The following is a 21,021-nucleotide window of genomic DNA, read 5'->3' on the forward strand; positions in this document are numbered from 1 at the left end:
CATAAAAAATGCCGCAACTAGGCGGCATCGATAAAAAGCTGTGTAAGCGAGCAAATTAAATCTCGCGTGCCACCATAAGGGCTTCCTTAATGGCACGCTTAGCATCAATTTCTGCCGCCAGTTTGGCGCCGCCAATGACGTGCACCTCGGCTTTCCCTGCCCCTTGTTCGGCCTGTTTAAGCTCGGTGTCGTTCGAGGTTTGGCCAATACAGCCGATCACTGTATCTACATCCAACACCCGGGCTTCACCGGCTACACTGATATGCAGGCCCTGAGCATCAAAACGCTCGTATTGGCAATCGGCGATTTGTTCGACGCCATGCATCTTGGCCACCTGACGATGGATCCAGCCGGTAGTTTTACCTAAGCCGGCACCGAAACGTCCACTGCTGCGTTTTAGCATGTAAAGTTTCTTATCACTCTTGTGTAACTCAACCGGCTGCTCTATGCCCCATTGCGCCTTAAAGTTGGCGATACTCTGATGATGCTCTTCGGTTAAAAACGCCACCATGTCGAAGCCGATACCGCCAGCACCCAAAATAGCAATACGAGAGCCCAGCTCTACGTCACCACGGATCACCTCGTCATAGCTATAAACCCTTTTACCATCTTCACAGCTGAAACTGGCTTTACGAGGCGATACACCACAGGCAAAGACGATATCGTCGTAATCATTTTGCATTGAGGCGTCATAGGCGGTGTTCATATGTAGGTTCACGCCCTGACGTACCACTTCTTCGCTGAAATATTTAAGCGCTAACTGGAAGTCTTCTTTCCCGGGAATACGCATGGCCAGGTTAAACTGACCGCCCAGAGTATCTGAGCGCTCGATAAGGGTGACCTGATGGCCGCGCTGGCGCAAATAAATACTGGCAGCCAGACCCGCAGGACCGGCACCAACGACAAGCACATTTTTACTCTTTTGGGCTTTTTCAATGGCTAAATCTAGCTCAAACGCCGCTAAAGGGTTCACCAAACAGGTGGCGCGCTGGCCTTTAAACACATGGTCTAAACAGCCCTGATTACAGCCGATACAGATGTTAATCTGCTCGCTACGCTGCTGCGCATACTTATTGAAAAGCTCCGGATCTGCCAATAAAGGACGGGCCATGGAGATCATATCTGCCTGACCGGCTCTTAGGATCTCATTGGCTATCTCTGGGGTGTTAATACGGTTAACAGCGATCACAGGTTTTTCGGTAGCCGCTTTTAAACGCTGTGAGGCTTCTCGAAAGGCCCCAGGTGGTACCATGGAAGCTATGGTCGGTACCCTGGCCTCATGCCAACCAATACCTGTATTAAAGATATCAACACCGGCCGCAGCCAATACCTTGGCCTGCTCGGTGACTTCCTCGGCAGTTGAACCGTTAGGAATAAGGTCCATAACCGACAAACGAAAAACAATAATAAATTCATCGCTCACCTGAGCGCGCACCGCCTCGACTATTTCCTTGGCAAAACGCATACGACCTGTGTTATCGCCGCCATATTCGTCAGTGCGTTTATTGGTATGAGGCGCCATAAATTCATTGATCAGATAGCCCTCTGAGCCCATGATCTCAACGCCATCGTATCCTGCCTGTTGTGCCAAACGGGCGCTGTTGGCAAAATCTTTAATGGTGCTTTTGATCATGCCCTTGGTCATGGCTTTAGGGGCATAAGGCGTAATAGGTGACTTAATGGCACTGGGGGCACAGTTAAAAGGGTGATAGCCATAGCGACCAGCGTGCAGCAGTTGCAAGCAGATTTTACCGCCGTGTTTGTGCACCGCCTCGGTGTATATCTTATGCTTAAGCACATCAAACAAGGTATTAAAAGATGAAGATATGGGCGTCAGCTTGCCGCGAATATTAGGGCTATAGCCGCCAGTAATAATCAGGCCAACTCCACCTTTAGCACGCTCTTCATAAAACGCCGCAAGGCGCTTACGATTATGCCACCCTTCTTCTAAGCCTGTGTGCATAGAGCCCATTACCAGGCGATTTCGTATTTGCCCATGCGCTAATTCTAATGCTTGTTCTAGCATGGCTATCCTCTCTAACTAATCTGGTCATACCTGTTTGAGAGTAGCGATTTTTAACTTCAGCGGCAAGTAGATTCGACAGCGCCCTTGGTGAAAGCAAGGGTAACTGTAAACACTTAGTTACTTTTTTCTGTTTAAAATTTTGAAGTCTTTGGGCTAATATGGAAGTCTAAACTAGGTGTAGAGCAGATTTTAATATTAAGGATCTGATTTTGATTAAAAAAGTAGTAAAAGCCACTTGGGATGGAATTAACTTTTCCCGCCGTCTGGTGGTCAACCTCATCTTTATAGCATTGGTTATCATAGTGATCGCCTCAATTACCAGCGACGATGGCGAGATCAAGGTTCCTCAGGGCGCGGTGCTTAACCTGAACCTGAACGGCTACCTGGTCGAACAAAAACGCTATGTAGACCCACTCGATGCTGCCCTAGCCCAATCCATGGGTGCACAAGATGAGCCGGCTGAAATCCTGGTTGATGATGTGGTTGATGTGATCAACAAGGCCGCTAACGACGAGCGCATTGAAGCCATGCTATTGAACGTGCAAAACCTAGGTGGCGCTCATATCAATAAGCTCGCGGCCATTGCCAAAGCCATTGAAGCTTTTAAAGCTCAGGGCAAACCGGTTATCGCCACAGGCTACTATTACACCCAGAGCCAGTATTATCTTGCCGCCCACGCCGATGAAATTAACCTACACCCATACGGCGGCGTGTCTATCGAAGGCTTTGGTGTCTACCCTGTTTACTTTAAGGAAGCGCTGGACAAGCTGAAGATCACTCAGCACGTATTCCGCGTGGGTACCTTTAAGTCGGCGGTAGAGCCGCTGATCCGTAACGATATGTCGCAAGCGGCCAAGGAAGCGAACAAAGAATGGTTGTCACACCTTTGGCAGCAATATAAAGACGAAATCGCGACCCTGCGTGGTTTTGAGCAAACCAACTTTGATGAAAGCCTGGACACTTACCTTGCCAAACTTGAGAAAGTAGACGGCAACGGTGCCGAGTACGCGCTGCAAAACGGTTGGGTCGACGCGCTTAAAAACAATCAGGAGCTACGCCAACAGATGATCGACTTGGTTGGTCTTGATGAAAAAGGTAAGAGCTTCCGTCAAATCGGCTTCAACGATTACCTGGCGACCTTTAAGATGCCAATTGCAGTGGATAACCCATTGACTGAAAAAGTAGCGGTTATTGTGGCTAAAGGCACCATAGTCGACGGTCACCGTAAGGCCGGTGAAATCGGCGGTGACAGTACAGCTGCCTTACTACGTGAAGCTCGTAATAATGATCGCGTTAAGGCCGTAGTTCTTCGTATCGACTCCGGCGGCGGCAGCATGTTTGCATCTGAGCTAATTCGCCGTGAAGTTATCGCCCTTAAAGAAGCGGGCAAGCCAGTGGTTGCCTCCATGGGCTCGGTGGCAGCCTCTGGTGGTTATTGGATAGCCAGTGCCGCCAATGAAATTTGGGCAGCGCCAAGCACTATTACCGGCTCTATCGGCGTATTCGGCACCATAATGACCTTTGAGAAAAGCGCTGCAAAACTAGGTGTTTACTCGGATGGTGTTGGCACCACAGAGCTAAAAGGCTCATCGGTATTGCTTGGCCTAGACGATAAACTGGCACAAGCCATTCAAATGAGTGTGGAAAATGCCTACTCTCGCTTCTTAGAAGTAGTGTCAGAGTCTCGCGGTCTATCTCTTGAAGAAGTAGATAAAATCGCTCAGGGCCGTGTTTGGATTGCCACTCAGGCACAACAACTGGGTTTGGTTGACCAACTTGGCGACAAGCAGGCCGCCATTAGCGCCGCCGCTAAACTGGCAAGTCTGAAGCACTATGATGTGCAACTTATCGAGCAGCCGTTATCGCCACAGGATATTTTCATTCAAAACCTGTTTGGTAATGCCGCGGTGCAGTCATTGGTTGCTAAGCAAGCACCGCAAAGTGCCAGCGTAGGTGCGGCCATGCAGTTCGATAATTTTGTTGAGCAGATTGAACAACAAGTGAACTCGCTTAAAGCCTTCAATGATCCTGAAGGTATCTACGCCCGCTGCTTGGTATGTACCGTAACGAATTAATTTTCGTAAATAAATCCTGGCGCCACATTTAGTCACGGCGCTACAGCATGTATACTTAGCCCGATAGCATTTATCGGGCTTTTTTATGAAACGTAAACGTATTTATATCGCCTATACCGGCGGTACCATAGGTATGAAGAAATCAAGCCAGGGCTTTATTCCCGCCGCTGGCTACCTGACCGAAACGGTTAAAAACAGTGCTGAATTTAACCGCGATGAAATGCCGCTGTTTGATATCGAAGAATATTGCCCCCTTATCGACTCTTCCGATATGTCACCTGCCCATTGGCAGATGATAGCCGACGATATTCAGGCCAAATACCATGACTATGATGGTTTTGTGGTATTGCACGGCACAGATACCATGGCCTACACGGCCTCGGCGCTGTCGTTTATGTTTGAAAACCTGACCAAACCTGTGATAGTTACCGGCTCGCAAATCCCCTTGTCACAACTGCGCTCCGACGGCCAGGTTAACCTGTTAAACGCCATGTATCTGGCGGCGAATTATCCCATTGCCGAGGTGAGCCTCTTCTTTAACAATCAGCTTTTCCGCGGCAATCGGGCAACCAAGATACATGCCGATGGCTTTAATGCCTTCGACTCCCCTAATATGGCGCCCTTAGCCAAAGCCGGTATTAATATTCGCCTGATTGAAGGCCAGCTCAGCCCCTATATCGACAATGAATTACAGGTCTCACGCATTACCCCACAAGCCATTGCCGTTTTGCACCTGTACCCTGGGATCAGCGCCGATGTGGTCGGCTCGATAATAAACGACGACATTAAGGCCCTTATCTTGTTGAGTTTTGGCGTCGGTAACGCACCGCAAAACCATGAGTTCTTAGAGCTTTTGGCCAATGCCAACGAACGTGGCATAGTCGTTATCAACCTTACTCAATGCCTGCGAGGGCAAGTAAATATGGGCGGATATGCCACCGGCAATGCATTGTTGAATGTCGGCGTGATCAGCGGCTTCGATATGACCTTGGAAGCCTGTTTAACCAAGCTGCATTATTTACTTAGCAAGCAGCTCTCGGCGCAAAGCATACGTCACTTAATGCAGGACAATTTGCGCGGCGAGTTAAGCCGTTAACTACCAATTTAAAGCATGAAAAAGCCCCGCAAATGCGGGGCTTTTTTTATATGTGCGTGTAATCTTGCCGATTAACGAACCTTGGCATCAATCTCAACCAAGTCCGTCAGGTGACACACCTCACCGCTGTGGGTCTTAATGCCATGCTCACCAAAGTAGTCGCGTTGCGCCTGCACCAGGTGACCATTGCTCGGCGTGCTTAAGGTCGCCAAATAGTTTTGTGTGGCGCTCAGCACCGGGAATGCCAGACCTGTGCTCACCGCGGCACCGGTAATACGACGCAGCGCTTTGACTTGCGTATCCAGAGTATCGATAAACTCTACGCCCTGGGCAATTTGATCCAGATAATCGGCACGGATAATACAACCGGCACGCCAGGTTTGCAGCGTTTTAGCCAGGTCTACCTTCCACTGATGGGCGCGCGATGCACCTTTGATCAGCGCCAGACCCTGGCGGTAACATAACAGGCTCGCCAGATGGAAGGCATCTTTTAGTTCGTCCAAATCGATATCGAGGCGCTCAGTGGCCTTGGCGGCATAGGTCATTTCTTTTGCAGCGTGGGTGTCACCGGTATTGGTAAGGTGACGGGCTTGCACCGCGGCAACCAATGAAGGTACGGCAATGCCCAGTTCCAAGGCATTTTGCGCCGTCCACAGGCCGGTGCCCTTGGCGCCAACCTTATTGTCGATTAAATCAACCAGTGCCTTGCCGTCTGTGGTTTTAAGCTTAAGAATATGGCTGGAAATAGCCAGCAGATAACTATTCAGTTCGCCCTCAGACCAGGTATCGAAAACCTCGGCGATTTGCTGTGGTGTTTTACCCGCACCCAAACGTAGTAATTGGTAAATCTCGGCAATTAACTGCATCAACGCATATTCGATGCCGTTATGTACCATTTTTACAAAGTGACCGCTGGCAGATTGGCCCACGCGAGCAAAACAAGACTCGCCATTGTAGCTGGCCGCCACTTTTTCAAATGAAGACTCGACACGCTCCCAGCCACCTTCTGAGCCACTGGCCATCATGGCTGGACCATGACGTGCGCCTTCAGCACCACCGGAAATACCCATGGTAGCGAATTCAAATTTGTTCTGGTATTTGAGCTTACGGGCAATGCCGTCTTTATAATTGCTGTTACCGCAGTCGACAATAATATCGTCCTTGCTCACACCCGCATCAACCAAGTCCTGACATACGCGATCAACCAGTTCACCGGCAGGAACCAATAAAAGGATAGAACGCGGCGCTTCTAAACGGCGCACCATATCATGAAGATCTGAGACTATATGCAAGCGCTCGGCCGTTCCTTGCGTTTTGGCGCAGCTGAGTAACTCTTCACCAGCGTCTGGATTTGTATCATAAGCAACGAGCGTGAGCCCTTTTTCGATTAAGTTCAAAGCAAGATTTTTGCCCATCACTCCCAGACCTACTAATGCTACTTGCATCGAGTTTCCTCCTCGGTATTAACGTGTGACTGGTTTAAAACACCCATGGGTGCAACAACATATTACTGTTAGCGTGAGAGCCTAACTCACTAATGGGATTAATAATTTTTATAGAGCCAGGCTCTAAATCTTTATTATTCTCCACTTAGCGTTTTGGTGCTCTGCACGCGGGTTGATCACCTTAAAAAATTGGGTGTATAACCTGATTACGGCGGGCATTATAGGGAAAACTTGAGACCATTCAATCCCCGCCTTGGAATTATATCAAATTACCCCAATATCATTGCATAAAGGAGTCAGCTCGCGATTATAGCACAATTGACTGCATCTGACACCGGTGTCATACTACCGACACATAAATAGTAAAAAATACGTAAAAAGCGGACTCCGAGCTGTAATTAAGCCAGAGTTTGCTACCCTGCTATTAAGCAAATGCCTACGGGAGACTTTAATGCTTAGACGTACGAAAATCGTGGCCACCCTGGGTCCGGCAACGGACAGAGACAATAATCTAGAAAAAATCATCCGCGCTGGCACTAATGTGGTGCGCTTAAACTTTTCCCACGGTAAAGCCGCCGATCACCAAGAGCGTGCCGATGCAGTACGTGATATCGCCAGCCGCTTAGGCGTACATGTGGCCATTCTGGCCGACTTACAGGGCCCTAAAATTCGCGTTTCCACCTTTAAAGAAGGCAAGGTTACCCTGACTCAGGGCGATAAGTTTATTCTTGATGCGGACTTAGGTCCGGAGCAAGGCGATATTAACGGCGTGGGTATCGACTACAAAGAATTACCCCAAGATGTTAAATCTGACGACCTACTGCTCCTTAACGACGGTCTAATTCAATTGACCGTTGACCATGTTGAAGGCAACAAGGTGCACTGTATCGTTAAGGTCGGTGGTGTATTGTCAAACAATAAAGGCATCAACCGCTTAGGCGGCGGCTTAACGGCGCCCGCCTTTACCGATAAAGATAAAGAAGATTTGATCACCGCCACTAAAATTGGCGTCGATTACATCGCCGTGTCTTTCCCGCGCTGTGGCGAAGATATGCGCTATGTGCGCTCTTTGGCCGAAAAAGCCGGCTCTACAGCCCAGCTATTAGCTAAAATTGAACGTGCCGAAGCGGTGGAAAGCGTTGAAGCCATCGACGATATTATCCTGGCTTCCGATGCGGTCATGGTTGCCCGTGGCGACCTGGGTGTAGAAATTGGCGATGCCGAGCTGGTTGGTAAACAAAAGACCATTATCAATCGTGCCCGCTCCCTGAATCGTGTGGTGATCACCGCCACACAGATGATGGAGTCCATGATAGACAACCCTATGCCAACCCGCGCCGAAGTAATGGATGTGGCCAACGCGGTATTGGACGGTACAGATGCCGTGATGCTATCGGCGGAAACCGCTGCCGGTGATTACCCAGAGCAAACCGTCGCCACCATGGCGCGCGTTTGTTTAGGCGCCGAGTCGCAAAAAGAAACCCATATTTCCAAACACCGCCTCGACAGCATGTTTGCCGACAATGCCGAGACGATTGCCCTGTCCGCCATGTATGCGGCCAACCACCTGGGTACGGTTAAAGCCATTGTCGCGCTGACAGAATCAGGTAACACGGCCAAGCTGATGTCACGTATTTCATCTGGGCTGCCCATCTATTCACTGTCGCGCCATAAACAAACGCTAGGTCAGTCTGCCCTGTATCGCGGCGTCTACCCGGTGCACTTCGATTCCAGCCTGTATGAGAAAGAAGAAATTGCCAGCCAGGCGCTGTCGCGCTTAGTTGAGCTTGGTGACCTGCAGCAAGGTGATACTGTGATCCTCACCCATGGCGACATGATGGAAACCGTTGGTGCCACAAATACCTTGAAAATTGTCACCGTTCAATAAATAGTAGGCATAGGTTTAAGCAACAGACGCAATAACTTATGACTAAATTGAAACGCGTCGCAATACTTACATCCGGGGGCGATGCCCCCGGTATGAATGCGGCAATCCGTGCCCTTACCCTGCACGCTCTCTCCCATGACTATCAGGTTGTCGGCTTTTACGCCGGCTATAATGGCCTGATCAACGAAGACTATACCGAACTCAAGGCGTCCGATGTTGCTGACATCATACATCGCGGCGGCACCATTTTAAAATCCGCCCGTTGCCCACAAATGCTCAGTGAAGCGGGGATCCTCCAAGCGGCCAACAGCCTGCGCAAATGCCATATCGATGCCCTGGTAGTGATCGGTGGCGATGGTAGCTTCAAGGGCGCCCAAGCGCTGCAAGCCCACTGGCAAGGGCAGCTTATTGGTATTCCCGGCACCATAGACAATGATATCAATGGCACAGAGGCCACCATTGGCTTTCATACCGCCATAGATACGGCGCTCGATTGCATAGACAAGATTCGCGATACCGCTCAGGCCTTTGAACGCACATTTGTGGTTGAGGTAATGGGGCGTGACTGCGGCATTTTGGCCATGGAAGCCGGCCTGGCCAGTGGCGCCGAGCAGATCATCTGCAAGGAACTTATCGATGATGAGCAGGCCTTTCTTGCCGAGCTAAAAGAAGAAATGGCACAGTCACTGCGCCAGGATAAGCACCCTAGTTATGTGCTGGTTATGGCGGAGCACTCGTTAAGTATCAGCGCTCAACAATTGGCCGAGCAGCTCAGCGAATACACAGGAGTCGATAGTCGCAGCGCTATTTTAGGTTATGTGCAACGAGGCGGAGCGCCGGTTGCCGGGGATCGTATTTTGGCGACTCAGTTAGGGGTCGCTGCGATTGAGCAATTAGCCATGGGCACCAGCGGTGTGATGGTCGGCATAGAAAATAATGCCATCACCACCACCCTCTTTGCCGATACCGCCAATACACAAACCCGTAATAAGGACTTTGTGGCCCGGTTAAAGCAGTATCGACTTTGAGACTAGACAGAAAAAAGGCCGTATAAACGGCCCCTTTGTTATCCTTCGGCGTGTGCCTTGTCGCTTCGCTCATACCAGATTTGATATTTATCACCTTGGTATTTCAACAGGGTAAATAAATATCCTGTGCTCAGCATTAGCAGGCCACCGACCAGTGCTGCCTCGTTTACAATACCCATAAGACAAAACAAGTAGCCACAGAGATGGCACAGACGCTCAACATTTTGTGCCGAACTGCGCGTTGGTCTGGGCTGTAAAAAGTGAAAAACAAACCACAGTTTTAAAAACAGCGGCAGGTTTTTCCAATTATCCGAGCTTTTATCTATCATCACTTTCTCCTGGTTCAATGTTGCTAAATCGACATCGAGGGCAGCAGCCAGGCATTTTTGCGACTCTAAACTCGCATTGGCACCACTTTCTATCCTTTGCACTGTTCTGACGTTGAGCCCGGACATCTGCGCCAATTGCTCTTGCGATAATTGTCGACTCAAACGTAATTGTTTTAAATTCATAACCTGCCTCTTACTGCGTATCCATGTCAAAGTGAAGATTGAAGGAATATTAGCACTGTCGGGTACGAAAACTGCCCGACATTTACCCGACAGCAGGCATTTCAAAGCCTAAACCCAACAAAAAAGCGAGCACCCATGTCTCGCTTTTAATAAGATCTACTGATATTGATAAAGCTAGTTAAATTAATTGGCCAGAGCTGCCTTGACCTTATCACGGTAGCTACGGCTGACTTTCAGCTCCTGACCGTTAGTTAATACCAGAAGGTATTCACCACTGACCTGAGTCACCAGTTTGCTGATCTGTTTTGAATTGACGATGGCGCTGCGATGGACACGTACAAACAAACTAGGGTCAAGCTCACGCTCCAGCTCTTTCATGGTTTTACGTAAGATATGAGTTTGTCCGTCGCCACAGTGAAGACACATATAATCACCGGCGGCATCCACCCATTGAATGCTATTGGTCGACACACGGATGATCTCACCCTGCTCTTTCACCGCCAATGATTCCGGGTAGCGCTTGGTCTCCAAGCTGTCACCGCTGGCTAATTTCTTAAGAATTTCCTCACAGTTATTACCTGTGATCCCGGCCACAAAACTGGCCAGCTTTTTCTTATGAATATTATCTTGTTGTGTTTTTAAATGTGATTGCACTTTTTCCACCGCCTGTTTTAGTCTGTCGTCATCCACAGGTTTGAGCACATAATCGAGCGCATGTACTTCAAAGGCCTGCACGGCATAGCGATCGAAGGCGGTAACGAACACCACAAGGGGTTGCTGCTCGGTGGGCAAGTGCGCTAGCGCATCCGCCACCTCAAAGCCGTTCATTCCTGGCATCTGAATATCCAAAAACACCAAATCTATCGTTTGCGATTGACACAAGGCCACCGCATCGGCACCTTGAGCACACTGCTCGATGACTTCTACGTTATCGAGTTGCGCCAAACGTACGGCCAAGCCCTTACGTGCTAAGGACTCGTCATCGACGATCAGGGTTTTTATGGTATTCACTCTGTTACTGCCTTCTCAAAAGGGATACGAATATTGACGGTTAAACCAGTCGGCGTATTCCCTGATAATACAAATGAATAATTGTTCTCGTAAAGTGTCTTCAATCTATCCTTGGTATTGGCTATGCCAACGCCACCGGCGTGCAGCAGCTGCCCATCTTTAAGCTCTGTGCCCGGGCCGTTATCACTGACCTCAAGCAACAATTCCTTGGCAAACACCTGAGCCTTCACACTGATTACCCCGCCTTGGGTCATCTGCGCTATGGCATACTTCAACGAGTTTTCAATTAACGGCTGCAAAATAAGGCTCGGCACCAAGGCTTCTCTGGCCTCGTCACTGATATCCATCTGCACAGCCAAGCGGTCGTCGAAGCGTACCCGCTCAATATCTAAATACAGGCTTAGGGCATGTAATTCCTGCTCTAAGGCCACTTTTTTAATGGGGTCTGTGTTAAGCGTATAGCGCAAAAAGTCACTTAATCGCGACACCATCTTGTTGGCATCCTTGTTTTCCTCCACCAAGATCAAGGTCGATATGGCGTTGAGAGTATTAAACAAAAAATGCGGATTAAGCTGATAGCGCAGCATTTTCAATTGCGCTTCATGGGCCATGGTATTGGCCTTCAGTGCCTTTTGTCTTTCGCCCTGTAAGAGCTGGTAGTATTTGATCCCGAAATACAAACCACTCCAACATAAAATGATATAAACCGAATCCAGGCCTTGTTGAAAATAGTAAAACCACTCATCGGGGCGATAACCATGGCGGTAAATTTCCCACAGGTTAAACTTTTGCACCACCGACCACAGGGTTCCTGTGATATAGGACACCCCGAACACCACCAGCACCAAGATCCAGGGTTTGGCATTCCACACCCGGCGGTACAAATAGCGCAGCGGCACCGTCATCAGGCACCCGGCATAGGCATTAAGCAAGATCACAAACACGTAAATATCACGCATTTCAAAGACCTTGGAACCGATGTAGTTAACCAGGGCATAGCCTATCCATCCGGCGATTTGCAGGACCCAGAAAAAACGCTGGCGATTATCGACTAATTGCTGCCAATTCAAAATTCACTTAACTCCTTGCCAACGCCATCAATATCCATGCGCGCTGCATACTTATCTAACATCATTATTAATAAAGCCGGCTCAAAAGGCACTGTATTTGGTCTTATCTAACCCTTCCTTCAACGCAAAAACGCCGCACAGTGGGTGCGGCGTTTACTTATATGACGGTGATTAAATACTCACACGCTTATAGTTGCGATATTCGGGGTGCCAATAATTCTTATCTATGGCCTTAATAATGTCCTCGTCACTGACCTCCAGTGCCTCACCCTGCTCAATCGCTACCTTGGCCACCGCAAAGGCAATACGCTTAGACAAGGCTTCAATTTGAGTCAATGGCGGCAGCAAGCTGCCCATACCTGAGTTGGCCAAGGGCGAACTCGACGCCAGGGTTTCACTGGCGGCCATCAGCATTTCATCGGTAATACGTTTGGCTTTAATGGCAATAACACCCAGACCAATGCCCGGGAAAATATAGCTGTTGTTACACTGTGGAATGTTGTAGTCCTTGCCCTCATGGCTAATGGTCCCGAACGGGCTGCCGGTGGCAATGATGGCCTGGCCATTGGTCCAGTTCACTACATCTTGAGGATGGGCTTCAACCTGCTTTGATGGGTTCGACAGAGGGAAAATAATCGGCTGTGGATTATTTTCTGCCATGGTACGTACAACCTGCTCGGTAAAGAGCCCAGGTTGGCCCGATACGCCGATTAGTATGCCCGGCTCAGCACAGTGCATCACATCGAGCAAGGACGGATAATCGCCGCTGTATTGCCACTGCGCAAGGTTATCCTGAGACTGCATCAGCGCCTGTTGGAAATCACGTAACCCTTCCATGCCTTCGGCCAACAGACCAAAACGGTCTACCATGTAGATTTGACTGCGCGCCTGGGCATCACTGATACCTTCAGACACCATTTGGCTGATAACCTGCTCGGCAATACCACAGCCTGCAGAGCCGGCGCCAACAAACACCACCTTTTGCTCACTCAGCTTAGTGCCTTTCACCCGGCAAGCGGCCAACAAGGTACCCACAGTCACCGCTGCTGTGCCCTGGATATCATCGTTAAAGCTACAGATCTCATCACGGTAGCGTTTCAATAGTGGCATGGCGTTAGGCTGAGCGAAATCTTCAAACTGCAGCATCACACTTGGCCAACGGCGCTTAACCGCTTTAATGAAGAGATCAAGAAACTCGTCGTATTCCTGCTGACCGATACGCTTATGACGCGCCCCCATATACATAGGGTCGTTCAATAATTTCTCATTATTGGTACCCACATCCAGCATCACCGGCAAGGTATAAGCCGGGCTAATGCCACCACAGGCTGTGTACAGAGACAGTTTACCAATGGGAATCCCCATACCGCCAATACCCTGGTCGCCCAGACCCAAAATACGTTCGCCGTCGGTGACCACAATCACCTTCACCTTGCCCTTGGTGGCATTGCGAAGAATGTCGTCGATATTATGTCTGTCTTCATAAGAGATAAATAAACCACGTGAACTGCGGTAAATATCGGAGAACTGCTCACAGGCATCGCCCACGGTTGGCGTATAGATAATGGGCATCATCTCGTCGATATGATCGCGTACCAAACGGTAATACAGGGTCTCGTTATTATCTTGAATGGCGCGCAAGTAGATATGCTTATTAAGATTATCGCTAAAGCTGGAGTATTGTTGATAACAACGCTCCGCCTGCTCTTCGATGGTTTCAAAGCGTGGCGGCAATAAGCCGGCCAAGTTAAAACTCTCACGCTCACGCTGGGTAAAAGCACTGCCTTTATTAAGCAAGGGTGTCTCTAACAGAGTGGGGCCGGAATATGGAATATAAAGATAATTTGGATCGCTGATTTGTGTGTGAGGTGCGGATGATTTATCAGTCATGATGCCTACTTAGCGCAGAATACAATTGCCTGATATTATTGCCCCTTGAGGGTAAATTGCAAACCGAAATCGGCTAGATTACGTATTCATCCCCAGTTTTTGGGCTTGTTAGCAATTAACCAACAAGCCCCTGAATTTATATTAACATTGGTGCCCTATTGGCCCAGAGCTATGCCCTCACGCCTGGGATCGGCGCTACCATAAAGTTTGCCATCAATGACCTCCACAGCATGCAGACCTGAGTTCAGATCGCCAATGCGTACCTCATGACCACGCAGCTCAAATTGCGCTTTCAGCTTGGCCAATTCGGTCCCCTGCTCCAAGGTGGTTACATCGTTGCGGTTGGTCAGACGCGGCATATTGATGGCCTGCTGCGCCGTCATTCCCCAATCAAGCACACCGATTATGCTGTGCGCCACATAATTGATAATGCGACTGCCGCCGGGTGAGCCTATCACCAGGCGCAGTGAGCCATCTTCATTAAACACCATAACAGGTGCCATAGAGCTGCGCGGGCGCTTATTGCCCTCAACGCGGTTTTGCACATATTTACCGTCGCGCTTAGGCGAGAGCGCAAAGTCGGTGAGTTGGTTATTTAACAAATAGCCATTCACCATGACGGTCGAGCCAAACGCCATTTCAATAGAGGTGGTCATGGACACCGCATTGCCCTTTGCATCAACGATGGAAATATGGCTGGTATTAGGCAGCTCAAAGGCATCGTCCTCGGCATAACTTACACCCAAAACCGGGTTGCCGTGACGCTGTTTATGGTCATGCTCACCTATTAAAGCCGCACGCTTATCCAAGTAAGCACTGTCCATCAAGGCTTGAGTCGGAACCGCCTGAAAATCCGGGTCGGCCATATAAACGTTACGGTCGGCAAAGGCCAATCTCGAAGCCTGGGTAAAGTAATGCAACGCTTCTGGGTCATTAACCGGATATTGACTTAGCTTTTTGTGCTCCAGCAATTTCAGAATTTGCAGGACCGCCATACCGCCACTACTTGGTGGCGCCATAGAGCATACACGGTAGCTATGATAGCCAACGCAGATAGGAGCTCGCTCTTTGGCTTGATAGCCTTGAATATCCGCTTCGGTTAAAAGACCTGGAGCAATCTCGCTGTGCTGCACTGCATTGGCGATGGCCGTGGCGTTGTCACCCTGATAAAAGGCGGTAACGCCCTGCTCAGCCATCTGCTGATATAGGGCTGCAAGCTCAGGGTTTTTGCGTATCGTGCCCACGGCTAAAGGCTCGCCGCCGGGAAAGAAATAGTCACTGGCCACCGGCAGCTTTTCAACACCTGGGTTGATGCGACGGGCCAACAGGTTATGCAGCCGCGGCGATACCTCAAATCCTTGCTCAGCTAAGGCAATGGCGTCGCTAAAGAGTTCTTCCCATGCCAAATTGCCGTACTGGGTGTGGGCATCGGCCAAGGCTTTCATCACCCCGGGCACACCCACGGAGCGACCACCGACGACCGCATCTATCCAGCGCACCGCCTTGCCTTCACTATCGAGAAATAGCTCGGGTGTGGCCGCTTTTGGCGCGGTTTCACGGCCATCAAAGGTAGTTAACTGACGCCCCTGCGCATCATAATGCATAATAAAGGCGCCGCCTCCTATACCCGATGATTGCGGCTCAACCAGGGTTAAAACAAGTTGTACGGCGATGGCTGCGTCTATGGCGCTACCGCCTTTGGCCAATACCGCCTCGCCGGCCTTTACCGCATAAGGGTTCGCGGCGGCAACCATGTATTTACCACCGACAACCTGATGTTTGGCGACAATACTGGTGGTGGCTTCGGGCTCTCTGTCGGCGAGTACCTGTTTGTTGGCACTGGGTTCTTCGGTGGTAACGCAGCCGGTAGTAAGAAAAAGAGTGGCTGCAAGAGTAAGCAGGGGTTTAGAAAAAGTCATAATAGCGCTAGAGTCTGTTTATCTTGTTTGAGATTGGCATCTTAAGGGAAATACCAATTCACTTAAATAGCTAATCATTCTAGCGGGCTAAATATCATGCTCACTGTGTTGGGATTTTTCTATGTAGAAAACATAAGAAAAAATCCGCCTTGTATGCATATCATTTATCCAGCGCTATCTCTGATCACATACTTAACAGAATTGGTATAAACGGGCACAATACGCAAAAATAATAGATAATCGCCCTATGTTTAAATCCTTGTTTAAAAAGTCGACCCTATTTGCTCCTTTAGCCCTGATCATTCTCTGCGTCCTGATCATGGTTTTCAATTTGAATCCCGTGCTGCAGTTTGACCGCGGCGCCATCAATGACGGGCAAGTCTATCGTCTGCTTAGCGGTAACTTCAGCCACAGTAATGGCGCCCATTTATTAATGAATATGGCTGGCGTTGGCGCCCTTTGGCTTCTTCATCATCATTTTTTTACGGTACGAGGCTATTGGCTGGCGGTACTGAGTATTTCAATCGGCTGCACCGGGCTTATTTATCTGTTCGCCGATAATATAGATATTTACGTTGGCCTAAGCGGCACCTTGCATGGCCTATTGGTCTATGGCGCCTTGCGCGATATTTGCAGCGGCGAGAAAACCGGTTACCTGCTGTTATTAGGCGCGTTGATCAAGGTGGCCTATGAGCAATTTATCGGCGCCAGCGCCGACTTAGAAACCCTAATCGCCTCGCGGGTAGCCATTGAAGCCCATTTATTTGGCGTTATAGGCGGTGTGGCGCTGGGGGCACTGCACTGGTTAAGGCATCGCGCTCGCCAGTAAATTAGCTTACCTAGAGAAGAAAATAAAAAGCCCGGGGGGGGAAACCCGGGCTTTTTTATGCGCTTAACGATAAGCGTTATACCAATTCTGTTAAGTATGTGATCAGAGATAGCGCTGGATAAATGATATGCTAACAAGGCAGATTTTTTCATATGTAGTTATTCTACATAGAAAAAATCTAACGCCGTTAGCATGATATTTAGCCCGCTAGAATGATTAGCTATTTAAGTGAATTGGTATTATAGGTTTTCTTTAAACAGCTTGTGAATACGACGGTATTCATCGAGCCAGCTTGAAGGCTGGATAAAACCATGCGGCTCCACTGGGAAGATGGCGGTCTCGAAGTTCTCTTTTTCCAGCTCAATAAAGCGCTGAACCAAGCGTACTACGTCCTGGAAGAACACATTGTCATCGACCATGGGGGCGTTGATCAGCAGTGGCTTTTGTAAACCCTCGGCGAAGTAAATCGGCGAGCTGCGTTCATAAGCAATGGGATCAACATCCGGACGGTTTAGAATGTTCGAGGTGTACGGCGCATTGTAATGAGCCCAGTCGCTGACCGGACGCAAGGCGGCACCGGCTTGGAATACTTCCGGCGCGGTGAACAGAGCCATAAAGGTCATAAAGCCGCCGTAAGAGCCGCCATAGGTGCCTACGGCACCGGTATCAACATTGGCATGCTCGGCCATCCAGTTAACACCATCGATCAGATCTTGGGTTTCCGGTGTGCCCATTTGGCGATAAATAGCGGTACGCCAATCACGACCATAACCTTTTGATGCCCGGTAATCCATATCCATTACCACATAACCCTCATCGGCCAGTAAGGAGTGGAACATAAATTCACGGAAATAACCGGACCAACCGAAGTGTGAGTTTTGCAGGTAGCCGGCACCATGGTTAAAGATCACCGCTTTACGGGTCTTACCACTTTCCCCTTCCACGTAGTCGCTTGGGTAATAAACCTTGGCATACACAGGCTGCTCACCATGACTTGAAGGCACAGCAACAATTTTCGGCGCTGTCAGTTTAGTGGCTTTAAATTGCTCAGATACGGTGTGAGTCAGTTGTGTCACTTCAGACTTAGGCGCCGCGTCCATCACAAATAGCTCAGGTGGATTCATAATGGTCGAGTGCGTCAGCAACAGTTTGCTCTGATCAGGGCTGAGCACATAATCCGTCATACCGTTAAGGTCGGTCAGTGCTTCAAAATCACCACCGGCCAACGGCAAACGGTAGATTTCATAGATACCTGGGTGCTTTATATTGCCCTTAAAGTAAAGATAAGCATCATCATTGCTTAGAGTCAGATCGGAAACCTCAAACGCACCACGAGTACGCTGCGTCGCCTTACCATCTAACGCCTTGGTATAGATATGGCTATAACCGGACTGCTCCGATAGGTAATACAGGGTATCGCTGTTATTTAACCAACCGAAGTCGTTAAAGGTGTAGTTTACCCAAGCATCATCGTGCAATCTGTGTTGGTTAACCAGCTTTTTGCCATTGAAATCAACGGTGGCAATCCAGCGGTCTTTGTTATCCCAGGCTTCCAGCATAACAGCGACTTGCGTACCGGCGTTATTCCAGACAATAGCGCTTTGATCCCAGCCCCAGTCCATCATTAGATTGATTTCACGGCGTTTCTTTTCAGATTGGTACTTTTTACCGTCGCGGGCATAGTTTTGTGCTTTCACTTCCGCCAATACATCTTCATCCCAACCGGGCAAGGTATTGTAGGTCAGAGTCGACTTCTGCTTGCTATCTAGGTCGATATACACCAGCTCGGTTTCCTGCGGCTTATCATCGGCCACACGGCGACGAGCAGGAACCGCATCAATACCGGCATCATCCGTAATGTAATTAGGCATGATATCGCCTTCACCACGCCAGCTGCGGGTGTCGGTCAGGGCCACAATCAGCTTAGTGCCATCCGGTGATAACTGGGCATCAACTAGACGCTTGTTCTCACCCAGGTAAATGCTGGCATCCACCAAAGCATCGTTGGCATCAAGCAAGGCCTGTTGGCGCGCGACGGCATCTTTTTTGTTCTTTAACTGCAAGGCGACATAGTCGATTAGCTTATGCTGCTCTTTGGCTATGTAGCTGCTCGGCTCACTCACCTTCACCGGCGTGTCTTCAAGCTTTAGGTTGACCAGCTCGCTGTGCTGACCCGTGCTTAAATCCACCTGCATAAACAGGTTACCGACTCGGTAGACCAAGGAGTTGTCATTTAAAAACTGCGGCTTAGATTCAAATGCCGACGTTTTAGTAATTTGGATCAGGGTGTTGTTAAGAAGATCCTTAACAAAGATATCGCCTTCAAACTGATAGGCCTGCAAACGCTGGTCTTTGCTCATAACCGCGGCGTCATCGCCCAAGGTGTGAAGCTCGTTCAGAGGCACCACGGCAGCGCTGTTGCCAAGCGCTTGAACATAATGATCTCTTAGTTCATTGCCCTGCTGCTTCTGTTGATAAATCACCGCGCCAGAGTCGGCGCGCCAAAACGCACCTTCCGGCTGGTTACCCAACCAGTCTGGATGCGCCATGGCCTGCTCTAGGGTGATGGCAATAGAGCCTGGCTTAGCTGGAGTCGATACTTGTTGTTTTTCAATGGTGCTGGGCTCGGCATTAACCGCTGCCACGCTTTGCGGTGCCGTGCTTTGACAGCCCGCAAGGATAAAGCTAGAAGCTATGGTGGCCGCTAGCACTGTTTTATGAAACATAATTATTAGTATTGAAATTGCAGGTGCAAAGATTTAAGCAAAATCTCAGCAATAAAAACAGATGTTTTAGATTAAATAGGCGCTTAACGGGGTGAATAACAACGCAAAAAAAGGTCAGCAAGTCTTGCTGACCAAAACTCTGCGCTAGCAATAAAACAAGCTATGAACCTGTTCCCTATAAATATAGACCATAATTTAAACAAATACGTTTATTCATTTGCGATTATCTGCACATCCATCCAAACCAGACGATGATCCGAAGATAGCTTTCTATCGCGCACTAACTCATAACCTGCTTCACCTTCTGCCGGCCAATACACACCCGAGTCCACTGGCTGCAAACCGAATTTGGACGGCAAAACATAATCGACACGGGCCTGCCAGCTGGCGGTATAGAATTTTGCAAAAGGCTCGGTCGAGGATTCGGCGCCTCCCTTGCTAACAGGTATTAGGCTGCTATCCACCTTGGGATGTTTTAATAGCTGATCGATGGCCTCAGGCCTTGCCTTAGGGCCTTGGGGCGCGGCGTTTAAGTCACCAAGAATCACAAATCGTCCGTCGCCGCTGAGGCCGCCCACTTGCGCCTTATCATCCACAAGGTAACCTGGGGCTGGCGTGGCGATATAGTCCGCGACTAACTTGAGCTCAGCAAAATTACGCAGGCCGTTTCTGTCTTCCGGGCCGTCAAAAACAGGCGGCGTGGGATGCGAGGCAAGAATATGCAGGCGTTCACCGGCAACCTCTAAGGGAATATCCCAAAATGATTTTGAGCTTAAACGCGCCGCCTGCCAGGTTTGTTGATCATAAAAAGGCTGGCCATTAAGCAGGGGCATAGAAGCGCCGCTTTGCGTATACCAAGGCAAATGCTGGAAGGTACGCACCGCATCAGTATCTATGGGAAAACGGCTCAGCAACAGCATGCCGTATTGACCGGGATAAAAACCAAAACCATAGGCATCACCCGCTATGCCAGACTTTTTGCCATTTCCATCAAAGTCATACTCACTGGCAACACCTGTATTGACCGGCGCCGCATAGCTGTATTGATAGCTAATGGCTTGGTAGTCGCCATGGGCCTGAGCAAGAAAATTTTGCTGAAACAGCGCTACGTTGTGTTGCCAATCACCAGTGAAATCAAATTCATTAAGTAAAATAACATCCGGGCGTACAGCCTGGATAATGGTGGCGACATTATGAATTTGCGGGTGGCGGCCCTTGGCCAGTAACTGAGGCAGTGGCGACTCGGTTAAGGAGGTAAAACGTTCGTTGTAATTAGAGCCGTCCATACTGACGTTAAAGGTGGCAATACGTATGCTGGGCGCAGATTGCGCGGCATCAGAGTTAAGCCTGGGGGTGGCGCTGGCGCAAGCGCTTGAAGCGCTTACCCCGAGCATAAATACGCCCAGAAGAGAAAAAGCCCGAGATTGTGCTTTCATACTAGATTCCATTAAGCTGACGAAAAATGCTAGTACCAATTCAGGGAAATAGGTACTAGGTCGCAATGGT

At 49.3% G+C, this 21,021-nt stretch carries 14 protein-coding genes; 5 read left to right on the forward strand and 9 right to left on the reverse strand.

Annotated elements, in window-relative coordinates; genetic code table 11:
* Positions 1–55: 55 nt before the first annotated feature.
* A complete protein-coding gene (locus C2M17_RS01240; protein WP_105199062.1) occupies positions 56–2,026 on the reverse strand; it encodes an NADPH-dependent 2,4-dienoyl-CoA reductase in 1,971 nt (656 codons plus the stop codon).
* A gap of 209 nt (positions 2,027–2,235) precedes the next feature.
* On the opposite strand from C2M17_RS01240, the gene sppA reads away from it, so the two are divergent.
* Positions 2,236–4,101 carry a signal peptide peptidase SppA gene (gene sppA, locus C2M17_RS01245; RefSeq protein WP_105199063.1) on the forward strand — a complete coding sequence of 622 codons (1,866 nt, stop codon included), beginning with the start codon at positions 2,236–2,238 and terminating at the stop codon, positions 4,099–4,101.
* An 85-nt stretch (positions 4,102–4,186) separates the two neighbouring features.
* A complete protein-coding gene (gene ansA, locus C2M17_RS01250; RefSeq protein ID WP_105199064.1) occupies positions 4,187–5,197 on the forward strand; it encodes an asparaginase in 1,011 nt (336 codons plus the stop codon).
* Between the two features lie 71 nt (positions 5,198–5,268).
* Here the strand turns inward: ansA and gndA are convergent, their stop codons facing one another.
* Complete coding sequence (gndA, locus tag C2M17_RS01255) at positions 5,269–6,642, reverse strand: NADP-dependent phosphogluconate dehydrogenase (protein ID WP_105199065.1); 1,374 nt, start codon at positions 6,640–6,642, stop codon at positions 5,269–5,271.
* Between the two features lie 451 nt (positions 6,643–7,093).
* On the opposite strand from gndA, the gene pyk reads away from it, so the two are divergent.
* Together pyk and C2M17_RS01265 are read left to right on the forward strand one after the other, a co-directional pair.
* Positions 7,094–8,530: a pyruvate kinase gene (gene pyk, locus C2M17_RS01260; RefSeq protein ID WP_105199066.1), complete on the forward strand. Its 1,437-nt coding sequence runs from the start codon at positions 7,094–7,096 to the stop codon at positions 8,528–8,530.
* Between the two features lie 38 nt (positions 8,531–8,568).
* Positions 8,569–9,558: an ATP-dependent 6-phosphofructokinase gene (locus C2M17_RS01265; protein ID WP_105199067.1), complete on the forward strand. Its 990-nt coding sequence runs from the start codon at positions 8,569–8,571 to the stop codon at positions 9,556–9,558.
* A gap of 38 nt (positions 9,559–9,596) precedes the next feature.
* Here C2M17_RS01265 and C2M17_RS01270 read toward each other — a convergent pair whose 3' ends face one another.
* The 5 genes from C2M17_RS01270 to ggt all read right to left on the reverse strand — a co-directional run bounded on the left by C2M17_RS01270 (position 9,597) and on the right by ggt (position 15,960).
* On the reverse strand, positions 9,597–10,070 hold the full coding sequence (locus C2M17_RS01270; protein WP_105199068.1) for a helix-turn-helix domain-containing protein: 474 nt from the start codon (positions 10,068–10,070) through the stop codon (positions 9,597–9,599).
* A gap of 183 nt (positions 10,071–10,253) precedes the next feature.
* Positions 10,254–11,081 (reverse strand): LytR/AlgR family response regulator transcription factor, encoded by an 828-nt coding sequence (locus C2M17_RS01275; protein WP_105199069.1) that lies wholly within the window; start codon positions 11,079–11,081, stop codon positions 10,254–10,256.
* On the reverse strand, positions 11,078–12,151 hold the full coding sequence (locus C2M17_RS01280) for a sensor histidine kinase (RefSeq protein WP_105199070.1): 1,074 nt from the start codon (positions 12,149–12,151) through the stop codon (positions 11,078–11,080). Before C2M17_RS01280 ends, C2M17_RS01275 begins: the two co-directional genes overlap by 4 nt.
* Before the next feature lie 171 nt (positions 12,152–12,322).
* Entirely contained in the window at positions 12,323–14,041 is a 1,719-nt protein-coding gene (locus C2M17_RS01285) for an NAD-dependent malic enzyme (protein ID WP_105199071.1), read from the reverse strand.
* Between the two features lie 155 nt (positions 14,042–14,196).
* Complete coding sequence (ggt, locus tag C2M17_RS01290) at positions 14,197–15,960, reverse strand: gamma-glutamyltransferase (protein ID WP_105199072.1); 1,764 nt, start codon at positions 15,958–15,960, stop codon at positions 14,197–14,199.
* Positions 15,961–16,207: 247 nt separating this feature from the next.
* Between ggt and rrtA the strand changes: the two genes are divergently transcribed.
* Positions 16,208–16,789, forward strand: coding sequence for a rhombosortase (gene rrtA / locus C2M17_RS01295; protein ID WP_105199073.1), 582 nt, complete (start codon positions 16,208–16,210; stop codon positions 16,787–16,789).
* A 239-nt stretch (positions 16,790–17,028) separates the two neighbouring features.
* Here the strand turns inward: rrtA and C2M17_RS01300 are convergent, their stop codons facing one another.
* Together C2M17_RS01300 and C2M17_RS01305 are read right to left on the reverse strand one after the other, a co-directional pair.
* A complete protein-coding gene (locus tag C2M17_RS01300; protein WP_105199074.1) occupies positions 17,029–19,515 on the reverse strand; it encodes a S9 family peptidase in 2,487 nt (828 codons plus the stop codon).
* Between the two features lie 209 nt (positions 19,516–19,724).
* Positions 19,725–20,951, reverse strand: a complete 1,227-nt coding sequence (locus tag C2M17_RS01305; protein WP_233997894.1) for an endonuclease/exonuclease/phosphatase family protein — start codon at positions 20,949–20,951, stop codon at positions 19,725–19,727.
* Between the last annotated feature and the right edge of the window lie 70 nt (positions 20,952–21,021).

Source organism: Pseudoalteromonas sp. T1lg10 (assembly GCF_002964545.1).
Taxonomy (GTDB): Bacteria; Pseudomonadota; Gammaproteobacteria; order Enterobacterales; family Alteromonadaceae; genus Pseudoalteromonas.